This window comes from Nonomuraea endophytica (genome assembly GCF_014203235.1).
In the GTDB taxonomy this organism is placed as follows: domain Bacteria; phylum Actinomycetota; class Actinomycetes; order Streptosporangiales; family Streptosporangiaceae; genus Nonomuraea; species Nonomuraea endophytica.
Genome location: NZ_JACHIN010000008.1, coordinates 547,891 through 566,428 on the forward strand (window position 1 = coordinate 547,891; position 18,538 = coordinate 566,428).

Genomic DNA, 18,538 nt, shown 5'->3' on the forward strand with positions numbered 1-18,538 from the left:
GTACGGGCAGGCAACCCCGCGGGCACACACATCGAGGCCGGACCGTGTCACACGGTCAACGGCTTCCCCCAGGCCAGAGCGCGTGGCTGACCGGCCACGACGGCTCCATGGGCCCACTGTCGCCCACGATCGCGGGCAGGCTCAATGCTCCGGACAGATAGAGTTGACAGGAGTCAGCCGCTATTGACATCCCATCTATCCGGGGTGTATTAGCGGGAATTCAGGCGCAGGATCCGGCTCATCAGCCGCTGTCCGGCGATCGAGCCACGCGACACCTCGTCGACCACCTCGGCCGCCTCGTTCTCCCGCAGCGTGGCCATGTCCCCGGCGATCGCCCTGATGACGGCATCGGTGATCACGTGGTCGCTGAGGTAGTGCACGTACTCGGCCAGCGCCAGGTAGGAGCGGGCGCGGCCGTCCGCGTTCGGGCCGCGCAGGACGAGGATCTCCAGGATCTCGCGCAGCAGCGACCTGCCGCCGTTCCAGGACAGGGCGGCGCCGAGCACGGGTTCCAGCGCGTGCAGGAAGAGCGTCTCGTGCGGCAGGAACGAAAACAGCACACCCTGGCGGGCCCGCAGGTACGCGCCGGCGTCGGGCGGCGGGATCCAGGAGGTGTCCATCGGCGTGACGTCCCAGGTGGAGCCGGTGTCCAGGGCGAGCTCCAGGTCGGCGGACCCGGCGACGGACATGACCCGCACCACCCTGGTCAGGCTGTCCCACTCCTCGTTGGCCAGCTGGGAACGCCACAGCAGCGCGAAGCGCCGCCACTCGGTGAAGGCGTCCTCGTGGCCGGGCCGTACCCGCGACCAGAGGAGACGGGCGGGGTCGCAGGCGAGGGCGACCTTCAGCAGGTTGGCCGAGTAGTAGGCGTTGCGGCGGGCGGGTCCGGCGGTCCACGGGCGGTAGGCGGGGTGGGCGAGCTGGTCGCGCAGGTCGGCCAGCGCGAACAGGCGGGTGGCGAGGCCGCGCCAGGCCGGGTCGGCCGACTCCCGCAGAAACGTGATCACGGGCGGTCGCGTGGAGAGCGTCGACCAGGACAGCAGCGTGCCGAGCAGGCCGTCGCTGACCTCCTCCACGACCAGGCGCGACTCCTGGACCAGCATGTCGTCCAGGAGCCTGCCGATCAGCCGGGCGATGAGGAACTCGCCGAACGTGGCGTGCAGGAACTCGTAGGTCTGCAGGATCTCGCCGCCGTCGCGGGTGGCCTGGGCCTGGTGGACGAAGAAGAAGCGGCCGAACGCCTGCTCGCCCGAGGTCAGCGGGGTGGCCAATGAGGTGGGGCGGCGGGCGGACAGGCGCAGCGCCTCCAGGTCGGCGTCCACCTCGGCGGCGGTCGCCCACTGGCGGCCCCGGTTGAACATCGCGAACGCGACGATACCCAGCAGCAGCAGTTCCTTCTCCACCAGGGCCGGGATCCGCTCACGCGGGTGGCTCTTCTCCAGCTCCCGCTCGGCGAAGGCGCGCATGAGGCGCTCGTAGAGCTCGGCCTCGCCGATGCGGTCGGCGAGGTTCCTGCGCAGGGCGTTGCCGTAGGCGTCGTAGAGGGCGAGCATGAGCAGGAGCAGCGGCTGCTCGGCCAGGTTGCGCTGCGCGCGGGCGACCTCCATGGACAGCGGCCGGAGCCCGGCCTCGTCGAAGTAGGCGGCGTTGGCGTGGTTCCACACCTCGAGCCACTGCTCGATCTCCTCCAGGTCGAACGGCTCCAGCCTGGTCACCAGCGAGCCCTCGGGGTAGTCGACACGGTCGGCCACCGCCGTACGCGAAGTCACGATCACCGCGACGGCGCGCCCCGCGTCGAGCTCGCGCTGCTGGAAGCGGGCCACCCTGACCAGGTAGTCGGACTGGCGCACGCCGGTGGCCTGCAGCAGTTCGTCGAAGCCGTCGAGTATCACGACGGGCAGCGCGCCGTCGGCCGCCCGCGCCAGGTCGGGCCACTGCAGCCGCTCGCCGCTGAGCTGGTAGACGGCCTGTTCGATCTGTTCCTGTACGTCCGCGCCGGCCGCCACGTCGCGCAGCGGCACCCGGACGGGCACGAAGTCGGCGGGCAGGCGGGCGGCGAGCACCTTGGTGAGCACCGACTTGCCCGCCCCCGGCTGGCCCAGGACCATGAGCGGCGTCCTGCCCGCCTCCGGCGAGGTGAGGTAGCCGGCGAGGAAGCGCGGCAGGCCGTCGCGCACCTCGCGCTCGCTCCACCAGGCCTCCTGGCTGGGGTCTTCCGCGCGTTCCGGGCGGCCCGAGCGGAAGCGCGGGGTGACGTAGGCGTCGCCCAGGCTGGGCAGTGCCAGTCCGGCGGGCACGTCTCCGGTCTCGGCGACCGGGCGGCGCAGCGCCGCCTGGTGCAACTTGCTCAACGCGGCCAGCTTGGCGTCCTGCGCGCGGGCGGGGGCCAGTCCGTCGAGCAGCCGTTCGAGGTCGGTCAGCCGCGCCCGGGTGGCCTGGTGCTCGACCATCGCCGACCAGAACCCGAACTCCGGCACATCCATGGCCAGCCGACGGTAGCCGTCCTCGTATCTGCGGATGGCCGCGGTGGCGAGTGAGCTGTCGAAGACCCACTCCCGCTGGTGCTCCTGCAGCCGTTCCCAGAGGCTCAGCCCTTCGGCGAAGCTCCGCAGCGCGCCGCGCAGCCGTTCGTAGCGCACGAGGATGACGCTCTTGGCCTCCTCGAACGGCAGTTGCGGCGAGGGACAGACCGGGCTGCCCAGATCCACCCCGCGCAGCAGCGTGACCTGCTCCGACTTGCTCATCCGCAGCTCACCGGCGCTGAACGGCAGCGCGATCCCGTCGAGCGCCTCGAAGAACGCGGTGAGCACCAGAATAGTGTGCGCGGCCTCGATGCGGTCCGTACGGCCGCGCCACTCCTTGCCCGCCCGCCAGTCGCGCCACCGCCCGAGCAGGTCGTTGCCGACCCGGATCAGCTCGCCCTTGGCGTCGATCAGGTCCCAGAGCCCCAGGGTGGCGGCTCCGAGAACCGTGTCGAGCGCTCTGACCGCCGGGTCGTCGCCGCCCAGTAACCGCACGGCGTCGGCGTACCGGTACTCCCTCGCCATGCCGCCGATTATTGCGGGATTTAGAGGGTCAGCCCGGTCAGAACCATCACCTTCTCGTAGGTGTAATCGTTCATCGCCGAGTGCAGGCCCTCGCGGCCGATGCCCGAGTCCTTCACCCCGCCGTACGGCATCTGGTCGGCCCGGTAGGACGGGACGTCCCCGATGATGACGCCACCGACCTCCAGCTCCCGGTTGGCCCGGAAGGCGGCGTCCAGCGACCGGGTGAACACGCCGGCCTGCAGGCCGTACTTGGAGTCGTTGACCAGCGCGTACGCCTCGTCGATGGAGGCGGCGCGCTGCAGGATCATGACCGGGCCGAAGACCTCTTCGACGTTGACCTTGGCGTCGTGCGGGACGTCGGCCAGCACGGTCGGCGTGACCGTGGCGCCGTCGCGCGTGCCGCCGGCCAGCAGCCGGGCGCCGCTCGTGACGGCCTCCTGGACCCACTGCTCGACGCGTTCGGCGGCGGCCACCGAGACCAGCGGCCCCACCTGGGTCTTCTCGTCGGCCGGGTCACCGGTCACCAGGTCGCCGACGGCGGGCAGGAGGCGCTCGACGAAGGCGTCGTACACGGGCTGCTCGACGATCACCCGCTGGACGGCGATGCAGCTCTGGCCGGCCTGGTAGTTGGAGAACAGGGCGATGCGCTGGGCGGCCCAGTCGAGGTCGGCGTCGGCCAGCACGACGGCGGCCGCGTTGCCGCCCAGCTCCAGCGTGACGTGCTTGCGCGGGATCTGGTCGGCGATGGAGTAGCCGACCGGGGCGGAGCCGGTGAACGACACCACGGGCAGGCGCGGGTCGTCGACCAGGGACGAGGCGCGCTCGTTCTCGATGGGGAGCACGGAGAACATGCCCGCGGGCAGGTCGGTCTCGGCCAGGATGTCGCCGAGCACGAGCGAGGACAGCGGGGTGGCGGGGGCGGGCTTGACGATGACCGGCGCGCCGACCGCGATGGCCGGGGCGACCTTGTGGGCGACGAGGTTCAGCGGGAAGTTGAACGGGGTGATCGCCAGCACGGGGCCCTTGGGCACGCGGGTGACGTAGGCGAGCCGGCCGGCGGCGGCGGGCTCGGTGTCGAGCCGCTGCGTGGTGCCGGACCAGCGGCGGGTCTCCTCGGCGGCGAAGCGGAAGGTGGCGACGGCCCGGTTGACCTCGCCGCGGGCCCACATGATCGGCTTGCCGTTCTCCGACATGATCAGATGGGCGATCTCGTCGGCCCGCTCGGCCAGGCGGCGCGAGACATGGGCCAGGGCTTCCGCACGCACGTGGACGGGCAGCGCGGCGGCCTGCCCGGCCACCGCGGCGGCGGCCGCCACGGCCTCCTCGACCTGCGCGGCGGTCGGCACCGAATATCGCCCGACCTCGCGACCGTCGTGGGGATTGGTCACGGTGAGCTCGGCGTCCCCGGTGGCGGGGCGCCCTGCGAGCCAGAAGGTACGCACGTCCATACCCATGACGTTATGCCACGAGAAAGATCAGGGATTTACACCGGGGTGCACAAGACCCCCTCCGGCTCCCGCCGTTAAGTACAACCCGTCGGCGGCGCGGTGTGAAACATGCGCGGATCAGGCCCTGGGTAGGATCCCTAACCTCAAGTCCGCGTAAGACCTGGTCCCGGATTGACTCCTCCCGCTTGGGGCCACTGTTGCCACGTGGCCCTCATGTTTACCCGCTGTGTAACAGAAGTAGTACTAAATCGGGATGTTTACCGTGTGGAGCGGTTTGAACGATCGCCGCCATGGCTAAGTCATCGTGTGCGGGTCTCCAGCGCGGCGGGCCCCCGAGCTAGAAAGGCGTGGGCCCCGTGACCGAGCAGCATGCTTCGGCTCCGCTCGGGCTTCAGGGTGCCTACCTTCTGGGCGAGCGGGCCGGGCAGGACGAGCTGCGTTCGCGCCTGCTCGACGTGGCCGTGGCCCTGCTCGCCAGCGACGGCCCGGAGAGCCTGAACATGCGCAGGATCGCCACCGAGGCGGGCTGCACCACCACCGTCATCTACACGATGTTCGGCAACCGCGAGGGCCTGGCCGAGGCGCTTTACCTGGAGGGGTTCGAACGGTTCCGCCGCTTCCTGGACGCGGTGCCGCACCGGCGCGACCCCTTCGAGTACCTCACCGCGCTCGGCCCCGCCTACCGCCAGGCGTGCCATGCCGAGCCCGGCTACTACTCGCTGATGTTCGAGCGGGCCATCCCCGGCTTCGAGCCCAGCGAACGCGCCCGCACGCTGGCCCGCGCGGCGCTCAACATCCTCGACCGGGTGATCTCCGACTGCATCGCCCAGGGCTACCTCATCCCGACCCAGCCCAGGAAGATCGCCGACGCGCTGTGGGCCGCCGCCCAGGGCGCCATCAGCCTGGAGCGGGCGGGCCACCTGCGCGACGGCCGCACCTACGAGGCGGTCACCACGGCCACGATCTGCTGTTACCTGGTCAACAAGTAGCTTCCAGGGCGATCCACAGCTCCGCGCGCACCCCCGGGTCGTCCAGGTCGCGGCCGAGGAGTTCGGCGACGCGTTTCATCCGGTAGCGCAGGGTGTGGCGGTGGATGCCCAGGCGCTGGGCGGCCGCGTCCCAGTGGCCGTTGCTGGCCAGGTAGGCGCGCAGGGACGCGATGAGGTCGGCGCGGGAGCCGTACTGGCTGAGGGGGGCCAGCAGTGCCGCGGAGAACGCCTGGGCGGCGGCGGGATCCAGCAGGGCGAGCAGCCCCTGCCCGGCGAGGTCGGCGAAGCGGACCGGCGTGCCCGTGCTGGCCTGTAGCGCGCGTCGTGCCTGGTCGAGCCCGCCGCGCAGGTCACGGTACGGGCCCGGCCCGCTCACCCCCACGCGCCCGGCGACCTGGTCGGCCGTCTCGGCGGAGACCACCGCGACCGCGCCGCCATCGTGGAGGGCGGTGAAGCCGTGGGGTTCGAGGAGGTCCAGGGCGTCGGGGTCGGCGGCGACGACCACGACCGGCTCGTCCGGCAGGTGGGCGCCGATCGGGGCCAGCACCGCGCGGGCCGCGCCCTCCATCCCCGCGAGCAGCAGTTCCAGTACGGCTCCGCGCACCCGCCGCTCGGCCTCCCGCTGCGCGCCCCCTTGCTCGACGGCCAGCGTCAGCAGGGATCCTGCCGCGTTGATCACGGTATGCGTGACCGGGGAGAACGCCTGCCCGGCCCCCACGGCGAAGAACCCGCGCGGCCGGGCCCCGCCGCCGAGCGGCTGTACGACCACCTGCCCGTCGGGCCCCGACATGGCCACGCTCGCCGGGAACCGCCCGCTCCTGCGCTGGAGCGCAGACTCCACCAGGTCCGTCCGGGTTCCGGCGGTGGCGTGCAGGATCTCCCCCGTCTCCGACACCAGCGCCGCCCACCCGCCCACCTCCCTGGCCAGGCGGTCGATCACCGCGTGCATCCCCTCGGGCCGGAGCGCCGCCCTGGTCAGGCGCCCCTGGGCGGCGAAGGCACGGGTGATCTCCTCATATTGCTCGGCGGCGAGCAGTTCGCTGACGACCTTGCCGATGGCGATGAACGGCGTCTCGCGCGGCACCTCCAGCAAGGGCAGCCCGGCGGCGGCAGCGGCGGCCACGAGTTCGGCAGGCACCTCGTCGTGGGTCAGCCCGACCCCGAACCCCAGCCCGGCGACGCCCCGCTCCACCAGCCGCCCGACATATCCGGAAAAGTCGGCGGCCCCACCCAAGCGCATCCCCGTGGTGAGCACCAGCTCGGCGCCCTCCAGGAACGGCGTGGGGTCCTCGAGTTCGCTGACCGCGACCCACCGCACGTCCGAGTCCAGCGACCCGGCAAGGGGCCGAAGGCCCATCCGTCGCACCACGGTTCCCAGAGAAGGCGGCATTTTGTCCAGTCCGGCAGATTAAGACCCCTCAAGTGTGACATATCGACGTATCGGCGCAGGTCACCAGCCGCCGTACCGTCAGGAGCATGAGCATTCCGCAGGAGCGTCGTCTCGTCACCGCCATCCCGGGGCCGAAGTCCCAGGAACTGCTGGCCCGCAAGCAGGCCGCCGTGCCCCCCGGCATCGGCACCACACTGCCCGTCTTCGTGACGCGCGCGGGCGGGGGCGTGGTCGAGGACGCCGACGGCAACTCGCTCATCGACTTCGGCTCCGGCATCGCCGTGACCAGCGTCGGCAACGCCGCTCCGCGGGTGGTCGAGCGGGTGCGGAAGCAGGTGGCCGACTTCACCCATACCTGTTTCATGGTCACGCCGTACGAGTCGTACGTGGAGGTCTGCGAGAAGCTCAACCAGGTCACTCCCGGCGAGCACGAGAAGCGCACGTTCCTCGTCAACTCCGGCGCCGAGGCGGTCGAGAACGCCATCAAGGTCGCCCGCTACGCCACCGGCCGCCAGGCCGTCGTGGTGTTCGACCACGGCTACCACGGCCGCACCCTGCTGACGATGACCCTGACGGCCAAGAACATGCCGTACAAGCAGGGCTTCGGCCCCTACGCGCCCGAGGTCTACCGGGTGCCGCTGGCCTACCCGTTCCGCTGGCCCGGCGAGAACCCGGCCGACGAGGCGTACGCCCAGGCCGTGGACATGATCGAGAAGCAGGTGGGCGCGCAGAACGTGGCCGCCGTGGTCATCGAGCCGATCGCCGGAGAGGGCGGCTTCATCGAGCCCGCCAAGGGCTTCCTGCCGAGGATCGCCGAGTACTGCCGCGCCAACGGCATCGTCTTCGTCGCCGACGAGGTGCAGACGGGCTTCGCGCGTACCGGGGACCTGTTCGCCTGCGAGGACGAGGGCGTGGTGCCCGACATCATCTGCACCGCCAAGGGCATCGCGGGCGGCCTGCCGCTGGCCGCGGTCACCGGCCGCGCCGAGCTCATGGACAAGGTGCACGCGGGCGGCCTCGGCGGCACCTACGGCGGCAACCCGCTGGCCTGCGAGGCGGCGCTCGCCGTGCTGGAGACCATCGAGCAGGACGACCTGGTCGCCAAGGCCCGCCGGATCGGCGAGATCATGCTCCCCCGCCTCAGGGCGCTGCAGGAGCGCTTCCCGATCATCGGCGACGTACGCGGACGCGGCGCCATGATCGCCATCGAACTCGTCGAGCCCGGGACGAAGAACCCGAACCCGGCCGCCCTCCAGGAGATCGTCAAGCGCTGCCACGCCGAGGGCCTGGTCGTCCTCACGGCCGGGACCTACGGCAACGTGCTGCGTTTCCTGCCGCCGCTGGTCATGCCCGAGCACCTGCTGGAGGAGGGCCTCGGCATCCTGGAAAAGGCGTTCTCCTAGAAGAACCCCCACAGAACGGGCCATCCACCTTGGTGGGGATGGCCCTGTTTTGTTGGTGTACCGCACGCCACCCGGCCGTGATTTCACCTGAGCTTGACGCTGCGCTAGCCGATCGGCGGCGCGGGCAGGGCTATAACGGATCCGGTATAGGGGTGGCCGAACGCCTTGGGGAGAGTGATGGACTGGGGTTCGATGCTGACGTTCGACCCTGACGGCCTGAGCTGGGCCCAGCGTGACGGGGACGCCTGCGTGGTCTGCCACAAGCGGTGGCCGCGCCCCCGGGTGCGGGTGGGCCGCTTCCCCGACGACACCGCCGTGCTGGCCTGCCACGACTGCGCGGAGGCGCTGCGGCCCGCGCCGCTGGCCACCGTGGTGGCCTTCCGCGCCCGATAGGCCTCAGGCCGCCTGGCGCATCCCCCACGGCGAGCCGTACTCCTTGAGCAGGTCGAGGAACGGCACCGCGTCGAACGCCTCGGGACCGAGCACGCCCGTCCCCTTCCAGGCCCCGCCGGCCAGCAGTTCCAGCGCGACGACCGGGTGGATCGCGGTCTGCCAGACGACGGCCTGCGAGCCGTACTCGCGCATCGACCACTCGTTGTCCACCACGTGGTAGAGGTACACCTCGCGCGGCGCGCCGTCCTTGCCGGTGCCCTTCACCCAGGTTCCCGCGCAGGTCTTGCCGCGCATGCGCGAGCCCAGCGTGGCCGGGTCGGGCAGGCTCGCGGCCACCAGGTCGCGCGGCGCGACCTCGGCCCCGCCCACCTTGACCTTGTCGGCGCTGTCGAGCCCCAGCTTGTGCAGGGTCTTGAGCACGCCGATGAACTCCTCGCCGAGCCCGTACTTGAACGTCACCCGCCGCGCGTCGATCCAGCGCGGCACGAGCAGCACCTCTTCGTGCTCGACGTTGACGCACTCGACCGGCCCGATGCCCTCGGGGAAGTCGAACACCTCCGGCTCGCTGAACGGCTCGGTCGTGCGCCACTCGCCGTCCTCCCAGACGACGGGCGGATTGAGGCACTCCTCGATCGTGGTCCAGATCGAGAACGTCGGCGCGAAGTCGTAGCCGTCCACGACCAGGTTGGAGCCGTCGCGCACGCCGATCTCGTCGATGCGCGCGAACAGGTGGTCGGCGGCATACCGGGCGAACACGTCGGCCAGCCCCGGCTCCACCCCCATCCCGACCAGCGCGAGCTGCCCGCCCTCGCGCCACTGCGGGTCGAGCTCGAACTGCCGGTCGCCGAGCTTCACCCCCGTCTTGCTGTACGGCTCGCGCGGATGCGGCTGCGACAGCGACATCGCCATGTCGAGGTAGTGCGCCCCGGCCTCCAGCGCCGCCTCGAACAGCGGCATGGTGAAGCGCGGATCGACGGCGTTGAACAGCACGTCGCAGTCGTGGGCCCGCAGCGCCTCGGCGACCTGGGCCCGGTCGGCGGCGTCGAGCTGGATGGCGCTGAACCGGGGGTCGTCGACCTGGGCGACCGCTCGCGCGGCCCGGTCCTGTTTGGAGTCGGCCACCACGATGTGTTCGAAGAAATCTCGGCGGGCCGCGATGGGCACGACAGCCGATCCGACGCCGCCGGCGCCGACAAGGAGGATTCTCATGCCCGAACTCTTTCACTGACTGGCCATTCAGTCAATCGGAGGGGCAAAAGGGAGGCGTCCCGGGTCGGGGGGAACGCCCGGGACGCCTCAGGCAGGCGTTGCCCAGCGGGGGGACGGGCACGCCCGCAGCATGTGCGAGCGGGGCCCCGACCTCACCCGCTCAGCTCACAAGATCGGTCCACCTGTCTTCCCAGGTGTCGTATTCAGTGCATTCCCGCTCCTGCGGCCGGCAATCCCCCGGTGGGCGAACGGCAAAGTCGATCCGGTCAAACCGCGACTTCTTGCCCACCCCGTACGCCTCGCAGACCCTCCTGGCCTTGCCCTTGCACGCCTCGTCGTTGGCCGGAGCCAGCCCCACCCACGCCGCCGCCGCACGCTGCGTGTCCGCCGACGCCGTCCAGCTCAGCCACCGGTAGGCGCAGTCGAGATTGGCCCCGGACGCGCCCAGCATCCACGAGTCCACCCACCCCGTGGTCCGCGCGGACGGCACCGTCTTCACCGGCTTGCCCGCCGTCTGCAACAGCAGCCGCAGGTACGGCGTCGCCTGCGCGAAGTCCAGCCGCCCCGTCGCGAACCCGGTCACCACGTCCAGCGGATCGTCCCAGTAGACACGCTCGTCCTGCCGCCCGAGCATCTCCACGGCCTTGCCCAGCTCCGCCGCCGTCAGCGAGTACGGGCTGCCGGACTTCCCGGCCGCCAGGGCCGCGTCGGCGATCGTCAGCGGGTCGTTCTTGAGCGCCGCCTTGGGCGAGGCGAAGACCTGCTCCATGCCGGGCGCCTTGATCCGGCTCGCGTCGTAGAGGAACTCGTGCGAGCCCCACAGGTACGGCACGCCGTAGACCTTGCCGCCGGAGGTGGTGAGGTCGCGCAGCGGCTTGGCCACCTCCGTGTAGCCGTCGACCTTGGCCAGCTCGATCGGCAGCACCTGCTTGTCCGCGATGAGGCTCCCGGCCAGCCCGGGACCGGCCGAGACCACGTCGTAAGCGCGTTCCTTGAGCCGCGTGGCCATCTCCGCGGGGGTCTGGACCTGGTCGAGCCTGGCGATGCGGCAGCCGGTGGCCTTCTCGAAGGTGCCGGTCCAGTTGACCTTGGGGCTGGTGCCGCCGTACTCGGCGTAGCCGCGGTAGGTGAGGATCTGGAGCGTGCCGTCGCTCTGCGTGGGAGTGGGCGTCGGCTTGGCGGTGGCCGGGGTGGGTTTGGGGGTGGGGGTCGCCTGTGCGGCACCTGCCGAGGACACCACCACGGCCAGGGCGGCCAGCGCCAGGGCGGGTGCGCGGCGGTTCAACAGGATGCCCCCTTCTCGTTGCGGTCTGCGCTGGAGTTTACCCGGGCAGACCGCAACGGGAGGGTGTCAGCCGTTCGTCGGGAAGCCCAGGTTCACGCCGCCGTGGGACGGGTCGAGCCAGCGTGAGGTGACGACCTTGCCGCGGGTGTAGAAGTGCACGCCCTCGGTGCCGTGCACGTGCGTGTCGCCGAACAACGACGACTTCCAGCCGCCGAAGCTGTAGAACGCCATCGGCACCGGGATCGGCACGTTGATGCCGATCATGCCGACCTCCACCTCGTTCTGGAAGCGCCGCGCGGCGCCGCCGTCGTTGGTGAAGACCGCGGTGCCGTTGCCGAACTCCAGCCCGTTGATCAGCTTCAGCCCCTCCTCATAGGAGGACACGCGCACGATCGACAACACCGGGCCGAAGATCTCCTCGGTGTGCACCCGCGAACCGGCCGGGACGTGGTCGAGCACGGTCGGGCCGAGCCAGAATCCGGGCGTCTCGGCCGCCGGGGCGCCGCCGAGCACCTCGGTCCGCCGCCCGTCCACGACCAAGGTGGCGCCCTCGGAGACGCCGAGATCCAGGTAGGAGGCGACCTTGTCGCGATGCGGACCGGTCACCAGCGGGCCCATCTCCGAGCGCGGGTCGTCGCCGGGGCCGATCACGAGCTTGTCCACCCGCTCGACGATCTTCTTGACCAGGTCGTCGCCGACGGGGTCCACGGCCAGCACGACCGAGATCGCCATGCAGCGCTCGCCCGCCGAGCCGAACCCGGCCGAGACCGCCGAGTCGGCCACCAGGTCGAGGTCGGCGTCGGGCAGCACCAGCATGTGGTTCTTGGCCCCGCCGAGCGCCTGGACGCGCTTGCCGTGCGCGGTGCCGGTCTCGTAGACGTAGCGGGCGATCGGCGTGGAGCCGACGAACGAGACCGCCTTCACGTCCGGGTGCTCCAGCAGCCGGTCGACGGCGGCCTTGTCGCCCTGGACGACGTTGAAGACGCCGTCGGGCAGCCCGGCCTCCTGCCACAGCCTGGCCATCAGCAGCGATGCCGACGGGTCCTTCTCCGACGGCTTGAGGATGAAGGCGTTCCCGCACGCGATCGCGATCGGGTACATCCACATCGGCACCATCGCCGGGAAGTTGAACGGCGTGATCCCCGCCACGACGCCGAGCGGCTGCCGGATCGAGTAGGAGTCGACCCGCGTCGAGACGCCCTCGGAGAAGCCGCCCTTGAGCAGGTGCGGGATGCCGCAGGCGAACTCCACGACCTCCAGGCCGCGCGACACCTCGCCGAGCGCGTCGGAGTGCACCTTGCCGTGCTCGGCGGAGATGAGCGCCGCGAGCTCGTCGCGGTGGGCGTACATCAGCTCGCGGAAGCGGAACAGCACCTGCGACCGCTTGACCAGCGAGGAGTCACGCCAGGCCGGGAAGGCCGCGAGGGCCGCGGCGACCGCCGCGTCCACGTCCGCGGCCGTGGCCATCGCCACGGCCCCGCTGACCTCGCCGGTCGCCGGGTTGTAGATCTCCTGCGTACGGCTGCCGCCGTCGGCGAGCGCGCCGTTGATCCAGTGCTTAACGGACTTCATCGTTGATGGTCTCCAGAGCGTCGACGATGATCCCCAGGCCTTCGGCGGCCTCGTCCATCGTCAGGGTGAGCGGCGGTGCCATGCGGATCGCGGTGCCGTACAGGCCGCCCTTGCCGGCGAGCAGGCCGGCCTGCTTGGTGAGCTCCATGAAGCGGCCGGTCATCGCGGGCTCGGCCAGTTCGATGGCGAACATCAGGCCCTTGCCGCGCACGCCGGTGACGATCGGCAGCCGCTCGGCGGCCGCGCGCAGGCCGTCGATGATGTGCGCGCCGGTGCGGGCGGCGTTGGCCTGCAGGTCATGGTCGAGAACGTAGTCGAGCGTGGCGTTGGCGGCGGCCATGGAGATCGGGTTGCCGCCGAAGGTGGACAGGCCGACCGCGTGCAGTCCGTCCATCAGGTCGCCGCGGGCGACCAGGCCGCCGACGGCGAAGCCGTTGCCGAGTCCTTTGGCGAACGTCATCATGTCGGGCGTCACGCCGTGGTTCTGGATGCCGAAGAACGCGCTGCCGGTACGCCCCCAGCCGGTCTGCACCTCGTCGGAGATGAAGAGGATGCCCTCCTCGTCGAGCACCTCCTTGTAGGCGGCGAACAGCCCGTCGGGCGCCATCGTGAAGCCGCCGACGCCCTGGATGGGCTCGGCGATCAGCGCGGCGACGTCCTTGGAGACGCTGGTGGCCAGCACGTGGCGCAGGTCCTCGACGCACGCCTTGATGTAGTCGGCGTCCGACAGGCCCTTGAACTGCGACAGGTGCCGGTCGGCGCCGTGCAGGAAGTGCACGTTGAGCGGCGAGAGCGAGTTGTTCTTCCAGGCGCGGTTGCTGGTGACGCTGACCGCGCCGAAGCTGCGGCCGTGGTAGCTCTGCCGCATGGCCAGGACCTGGTCGCTCTTGCGGGCGTAGGTGGCCAGCAGGAGGGCGGTCTCGTTGGCCTCGGTGCCGGAGTTGGTGAAGAAGACCTTCGCGTCGGGGATGCCGGAGAGCCGGGCGATCTTCTCGGCCAGTTCGACCTGGCCGCGCAGCAGGTAGACGGTGCTCGTGTGAACGACACCGGTGGCCAGTTGGCGCTCGACGGCCTCGCGCACCTCGGGGACGTCGTATCCGATCATGTTGGTCAGGATGCCGACGAAGAAGTCCAGGTAGCTTTTGCCTTCGCTGTCGACGACGCGGCTGCCCTTGCCGCTGACGATCTCGATGGGCTCGTTGTAATTGAGGGCCAACCAGTTGGGCATCACTGCCCGGTGGCGCGCGAGAAGCTCCGACATGTTCCGAGTATCGCCGCATTCCGGAGCACCTTACACATTCAATGTGTCGGAGTGCGGGCCGGATGCCTTACATGTCGTAACCCCTCGGAAGGCAGGACAGAAAGGCACTTCGCGAGGCACGCTGGAGGTCCCCGCCCTGCGAGGGTTCGATGATCATACGACTGACCGTCCGCGACCCCGAACTGGCCGCCGCCCACGACCTCGAAGTGGCGGCCGAGCCGGGCACCAAGCTCGCCACGCTGCTCGGCGCGCTGCCGCCGCGCCCCTGCTACGCCGGTTCCGCCAAGCTCGATCCCGAGGCCACCTTCGCCGACGGGCCGCTGGTGTCCGGGATGGTCCTCGGCGTGGGCGAGCCGGCCCGCGACGAGCGGGCCAGACCGGCGGGCACCACCGGCGGCCTACGGGTGGTCGGCGGGCCCGACGCCGGGCGGCTCGTCTGGCTGGCTCCCGGCGCGCACGTCGTGGGCAGGGATCACGACGCCGCCGTCCGGCTCGTGCGCGACCACCGGGTCTCCCGGCTGCACGTCCGGCTTGAGGTGAGCGTGACCGGCGAGCTCACCGTCACCGACCTGGGCTCGACCAACGGCACGCTGGTGGGCGGGGAACCGGTGTCCGGCTCGGTCCGGCTGCCGCCCGGGGAGATTCTTCAGGTGGGCGACGATCTGCTGCGCTGGGTGCCGTTGCCGGCCGCCCGGCCGCATGCCGTACGCGGGAGCGACGGCATGATCGCCTTCGACCGCGGGCTCGCCCGCCGCGAGGCCGGGACGCCGTCCGACCAGGTTCCCGACGAGCTGGACCTGACGCTGGCCGCGCTGCGGGAGGGGCCGGGGCTGTGGTCGCGCGACGCCGCCTCCCCCGATGGGCTCGTGCTGCGGGTGGGGGTGACGGGTGAGCCGGCCGTACCGGCTGTCGTGGACCTGCGGGAGGCCGGTGTGCTCGGCGTCGTGGGGCCGCGTCCGCCGGTCGACGGGCTGGTGCGCTGGCTGCTGGTGCAGCTCGCCACCCTGCGCGCCCCCGCCGAGCTGCGGCTGGTGATCCTGGCCGAGGAGGGCGGCGAGCATCTCGCCTGGACGCGCTGGCTGCCGCACCTGCGCGGCGGCGAGCGGGTGCCGTGCCTGATCGGCACCACCGAGGAGACGCGGGCCGAACGCGTGGCCGAGCTCCTGGCGCTGATCGCCGACCCGCCGGAGGGCGAGGAGGTGGTCGTGCTGCTCGACGGCGCGCGCTCGCTGCGGGAGCTGCCCGGCCTGCGCGAGGTGCTGCGCGACGGCCCCGCCGCCGGCGTGTACACGATCTGCGCCGACCGCCGCGGCATGAGCGAGTGTCTGGCCGTCTGCGAACTCGACGGCACCGACCTGCTGCTCACCCGGGCCGGCGACGGCCTGCCCGCGCCGATCCGGCCCGAGTACGTGGACGCGGAGGCGGCCGAGCGCATCGCCCGCGCGCTGGCGCCGCTGCGCGACCGCGCCGAGCCCGACACGCCCGCGCGGCTGCTGGACCTGCTCGGCATGGAGACGCCCGCCGTGCGCTGGCCGGACGCGCCGGTGACCAAGGTGGTCGTCGGCACCGCGGTGTCCGGGACCGTCAGCGTGGACGTCGCCGCCGACTCCCGTCTGCGCCTGGGCGGGGCCGGGCCGGACCTCGCGCGCGCCCTCGTGGCCGCGCTGCTCCTCGCCAACCCGCCGGACGCGCTCGCCCTCGTCCTGGTCGGCGAGAGCCTGCGCCCGTTCGCGCCGTGCCCGCACGTGACCGGGTGGTTCCCGGCCTGGGAGACGCGCATGGGCACGGCCCTGAACGCCGAGGCGCAGCGGCGCACCGCGCTCCTCGCCGCGCACGCCGACCTGCCGCCCCGCCTGGTGGTGATCGCCGAGGAGGAGCACGCGCCGCCGCAACCGGTGGAGTCCGCCCAGCTCGGCATGCACCTGGTGCTGGTGACGGCGCTCACCTCGCGCAGCCGCGGCCTCGGCATGATCATGCGGACGGGCGGCGAGCCGCGCCTGTTCAGGACCGCCGGGCTCGGCCACCCCCCGCCGTCGTGGGGCGCTCCCGCCCGGGTGCGCGTGGTGTCGTGGGCTGAGCTCGGCGATCCCCGCCCCGCCGACCCGCCCGTCGCGATGCCCACCGACCTGGAGTCCACCGTCGCCGAGATCGTCAGCGCGGCCGAGCGCCGCGGCGCCCGGCCGCCGTTCCGCCCCATCCCGCCGCCGCTCCCCGACGTCCTCCACGATCCGGTACGGCTACCGCCCACCTTCCCGTACGCGGCGCCCTACGGACGAATCCCTCCCCTCGCGGCGCCATATGGGCTGACCCCAGAGGTGCGGAAGGGCCTGCTGGTGCCCTACGGCCTGGCCGACGACCCCGCGCACCAGGCCCAGCCCGTGGCGGCGCTGGACCTGCGCGGCACGGACCGGCTGCTGGTCGCGGGCCGCACCGGATCCGGCCGCACCACCTTCGCCCGCACCCTCATCAGCGCCCTCACCCGGCACCCCGCCTGGATCTACGCGATCGAGGACAAGCCCGGCGAGCTGGCCGCCTACACCACCCACTGCGGAGCCGTCGTCTCCCCCGGCGAGCCGGACCGGATCCGCCGCGTGTTCACCTGGCTCGCGGGCGAGGCCGAGCGCCGCCTGGCCGCCGGCCCGGGCGACCCGCTGATCGTCCTGGTGGTCGACGGCTGGGAGCGCTTCGAGCGGCCCGACGCGCGCTCGCTGATGAGGATCCTGCGCCGCCTGGTCACCAGGGGCCCGTCGGTCGGCATCCACACGGTCGCCGCGGGCCGGCGCGACAACGTGCTGTTCTCCCGCCGGCTGCTGCTCGGGCACGGGCCGCCGGGCCGGGCGGCGGACGCGGCCACCGGCCAGGCGGTCCAGATCGCCGTCCCGGCGGAGCCGCGCACGCCGTTGACGGCCGCGCGGCCGTTCCCGCCGATGCCCGGCAGCGTGGAGCCGGGCGAGCTCGGCCGGGTCACGGGACTCGCGATCGGCATGGGCGGCCAGGACGTGACCACGATCGGCCTGGACCCGCTCGGCGCCGGGCCGCACGCCGTCCTGGTCTCCGGTCCGCCGGGCTCCGGCCGCAGCGCCGCCGCGCTCCTGATCGCCGGGGCCCTGCTGGAGCGGGGCGTGGACGTCCTGGTGATCGCCCCGCCGGGCTCGCCCGTCGCGGCGCTGGCCGGGGCGCGCGTCCTCACCGGCACGGCCTTCTCCGACGAGGAGCTGCGCGCGGCGGTGGCGGGGCGGCAGCGGTTCGCCGTGGTAGTGGACGACTTCGAGCAGGTGGCCGTCACCGCAGCCGACCGGCCCACGCTCCTCGACGAGGCCGCCTCCAGCCTCGGCGCGCACGTCCTGGTCCTGGCGGGAGACGCCACGCAGATCCTGGAGGGACGGCCGCACCCGCTGGCCGCCGTCGTGACCGAGGTGTTCAGGTCCGGCGCCCGCGTCGTGCTGAACCCCCGCGACCGGGCCGCAGCGCTGATCCACGGGCTCGTGCTGGAGAACGACGAGCACGTCTCGGGTCCGCCGGGGCGCGGCTATCTGTCGGTGTCCGGGCGTACCGTGCTGGTTCAGCTGGCGCGGGGGTCGAGGGCGTAGTCGATGCACTCGACCAGCTGCGACAGGCCGTCATACAGGTAGACGGTGTGGTTGCCGTCGGCGTCCCTGACCGAGGTGCCGCGCGACTCGTACTCCAGCGTGAGCTCCCGCGGGCCGGACGCGTGTACGCACCGGCCGAGGGCGTCGTAGGCGTAGGCGTGCCGGTCGCCGTCGTCCCACTCGGTGACGCGGCCGGCCCTGTCGTACGCGAAGCGCCGCACCCGTCCTTGGCAGGCGGCCTCGACCAGGTTGCCCGCCCGGTCGTAGGTGTAGGCGGCAAGGAGGTCGTTGCGCCGCCGGATCGCGACGACGCGGCCCGAGGCGGTCTCGACGTCCAGGGCGCGGCCTACGGCGTTCACCACCTCGGCCGGCGCGCCGTCCGGGCCGTGGCGCAGCTCGATCCGGCCGCCGCCCGGCCCGTCCACCGACGTCAGCGGGAGACGGTCGCCGGCGCCGGTGTAGTGCGCGGTCAGGCCGGTGCCGGGGTCGGTGACGGCGTAGCCGTACCGGATGCTGCGCAGGCGGACGCGCCCGGCGCGCTCGCCCGGCGGCGGGCAGGCGGCCACGGAGCCGTCGCCCGGATGCGGGAACACGCTCGCGGCGCCGTCGGCGGCGAACACGTGCACGCCGTCGGCGTGAACCTCCGCCCGCTGGTCGAAGGTGGAGGTCCACGCCGGGCCGAACCATCGCCCGTCCCGGTGGCCGGACCGGTGGACGCGCCGTAGTTCCAGCGCGGGCGGTCCGGGCAGGTCGAGGTCGTGTTGCGGCAGGATCACCGTGCCGGTCGCGTAGTGGATCGGTCCGGCGTGTGCGGACGCGCGGTCCGATCCAGCCCCCGATGCGACCGCCTCCCGCACACCCATGGACCATCCCCCCAGAACGGAATTCGGCTGCCCCGTTGTACGCACCGGGCCCATCCGGCGGTTCAATTTCCGAGCAAGATTTTTCCCA

The 18,538-nt window shown here is 72.1% G+C and carries 12 protein-coding genes; 4 read left to right on the forward strand and 8 right to left on the reverse strand.

Annotated elements, in window-relative coordinates; all coding sequences use genetic code 11:
- Positions 1-209: 209 nt before the first annotated feature.
- Together HNR40_RS30325 and HNR40_RS30330 are read right to left on the reverse strand one after the other, a co-directional pair.
- Complete coding sequence (locus tag HNR40_RS30325) at positions 210-3,047, reverse strand: NACHT domain-containing protein (protein WP_184967276.1); 2,838 nt, start codon at positions 3,045-3,047, stop codon at positions 210-212.
- A gap of 20 nt (positions 3,048-3,067) precedes the next feature.
- Positions 3,068-4,495 carry an aldehyde dehydrogenase family protein gene (locus HNR40_RS30330; protein ID WP_184967278.1) on the reverse strand — a complete coding sequence of 476 codons (1,428 nt, stop codon included), beginning with the start codon at positions 4,493-4,495 and terminating at the stop codon, positions 3,068-3,070.
- A 356-nt stretch (positions 4,496-4,851) separates the two neighbouring features.
- Here HNR40_RS30330 and HNR40_RS30335 point away from each other — a divergent pair, with 356 nt between their 5' ends.
- Positions 4,852-5,484 carry a TetR/AcrR family transcriptional regulator gene (locus HNR40_RS30335; RefSeq protein WP_184967280.1) on the forward strand — a complete coding sequence of 211 codons (633 nt, stop codon included), beginning with the start codon at positions 4,852-4,854 and terminating at the stop codon, positions 5,482-5,484.
- On the opposite strand, the gene HNR40_RS30340 is transcribed toward HNR40_RS30335, so the two are convergent.
- Positions 5,474-6,841 carry a helix-turn-helix domain-containing protein gene (locus HNR40_RS30340; protein WP_312896563.1) on the reverse strand — a complete coding sequence of 456 codons (1,368 nt, stop codon included), beginning with the start codon at positions 6,839-6,841 and terminating at the stop codon, positions 5,474-5,476. The genes HNR40_RS30335 and HNR40_RS30340 overlap by 11 nt on opposite strands.
- Positions 6,842-6,960: 119 nt before the next feature.
- Between HNR40_RS30340 and gabT the strand changes: the two genes are divergently transcribed.
- A complete protein-coding gene (gene gabT, locus HNR40_RS30345) occupies positions 6,961-8,277 on the forward strand; it encodes a 4-aminobutyrate--2-oxoglutarate transaminase (protein ID WP_184967283.1) in 1,317 nt (438 codons plus the stop codon).
- A 177-nt stretch (positions 8,278-8,454) separates the two neighbouring features.
- Complete coding sequence (locus HNR40_RS30350) at positions 8,455-8,670, forward strand: hypothetical protein (RefSeq protein WP_246509588.1); 216 nt, start codon at positions 8,455-8,457, stop codon at positions 8,668-8,670.
- 3 nt (positions 8,671-8,673) lie between these two features.
- On the opposite strand, the gene HNR40_RS30355 is transcribed toward HNR40_RS30350, so the two are convergent.
- The 4 genes from HNR40_RS30355 to HNR40_RS30370 form a co-directional block, all read right to left on the reverse strand.
- Positions 8,674-9,879 carry a saccharopine dehydrogenase family protein gene (locus HNR40_RS30355; protein WP_184967285.1) on the reverse strand — a complete coding sequence of 402 codons (1,206 nt, stop codon included), beginning with the start codon at positions 9,877-9,879 and terminating at the stop codon, positions 8,674-8,676.
- A gap of 160 nt (positions 9,880-10,039) precedes the next feature.
- Entirely contained in the window at positions 10,040-11,164 is a 1,125-nt protein-coding gene (locus tag HNR40_RS30360; RefSeq protein ID WP_184967287.1) for an extracellular solute-binding protein, read from the reverse strand.
- 66 nt (positions 11,165-11,230) lie between these two features.
- Positions 11,231-12,736 (reverse strand): CoA-acylating methylmalonate-semialdehyde dehydrogenase, encoded by a 1,506-nt coding sequence (locus tag HNR40_RS30365; protein WP_184967289.1) that lies wholly within the window; start codon positions 12,734-12,736, stop codon positions 11,231-11,233.
- On the reverse strand, positions 12,723-13,997 hold the full coding sequence (locus HNR40_RS30370) for an aspartate aminotransferase family protein (protein ID WP_184967291.1): 1,275 nt from the start codon (positions 13,995-13,997) through the stop codon (positions 12,723-12,725). Before HNR40_RS30370 ends, HNR40_RS30365 begins: the two co-directional genes overlap by 14 nt.
- 149 nt (positions 13,998-14,146) lie before the next feature.
- Here HNR40_RS30370 and HNR40_RS30375 point away from each other — a divergent pair, with 149 nt between their 5' ends.
- A complete protein-coding gene (locus HNR40_RS30375; RefSeq protein ID WP_184967293.1) occupies positions 14,147-17,587 on the forward strand; it encodes an FHA domain-containing protein in 3,441 nt (1,146 codons plus the stop codon).
- Here the strand turns inward: HNR40_RS30375 and HNR40_RS30380 are convergent.
- Positions 17,560-18,450: an RHS repeat domain-containing protein gene (locus HNR40_RS30380; protein WP_184967295.1), complete on the reverse strand. Its 891-nt coding sequence runs from the start codon at positions 18,448-18,450 to the stop codon at positions 17,560-17,562. The genes HNR40_RS30375 and HNR40_RS30380 overlap by 28 nt on opposite strands.
- Positions 18,451-18,538: the final 88 nt, after the last annotated feature.

Bases quoted from the DNA above. Each gene is read 5' to 3' on its own strand.
- HNR40_RS30325 (WP_184967276.1), bottom strand. From the start codon at position 3,047: ATGGCGAGGGAGTACCGGTACGCCGACGCCGTGCGGTTACTGGGCGGC.
- HNR40_RS30330 (WP_184967278.1), bottom strand. From the start codon at position 4,495: ATGGACGTGCGTACCTTCTGGCTCGCAGGGCGCCCCGCCACCGGGGAC.
- HNR40_RS30340 (WP_312896563.1), bottom strand. From the start codon at position 6,841: ATGGGCCTTCGGCCCCTTGCCGGGTCGCTGGACTCGGACGTGCGGTGG.
- gabT (WP_184967283.1), top strand. From the start codon at position 6,961: ATGAGCATTCCGCAGGAGCGTCGTCTCGTCACCGCCATCCCGGGGCCG.
- HNR40_RS30350 (WP_246509588.1), top strand. From the start codon at position 8,455: ATGGACTGGGGTTCGATGCTGACGTTCGACCCTGACGGCCTGAGCTGG.
- HNR40_RS30355 (WP_184967285.1), bottom strand. From the start codon at position 9,879: ATGAGAATCCTCCTTGTCGGCGCCGGCGGCGTCGGATCGGCTGTCGTG.
- HNR40_RS30365 (WP_184967289.1), bottom strand. From the start codon at position 12,736: ATGAAGTCCGTTAAGCACTGGATCAACGGCGCGCTCGCCGACGGCGGC.
- HNR40_RS30370 (WP_184967291.1), bottom strand. From the start codon at position 13,997: ATGTCGGAGCTTCTCGCGCGCCACCGGGCAGTGATGCCCAACTGGTTG.
- HNR40_RS30375 (WP_184967293.1), top strand. From the start codon at position 14,147: ATGATCATACGACTGACCGTCCGCGACCCCGAACTGGCCGCCGCCCAC.
- HNR40_RS30380 (WP_184967295.1), bottom strand. From the start codon at position 18,450: ATGGGTGTGCGGGAGGCGGTCGCATCGGGGGCTGGATCGGACCGCGCG.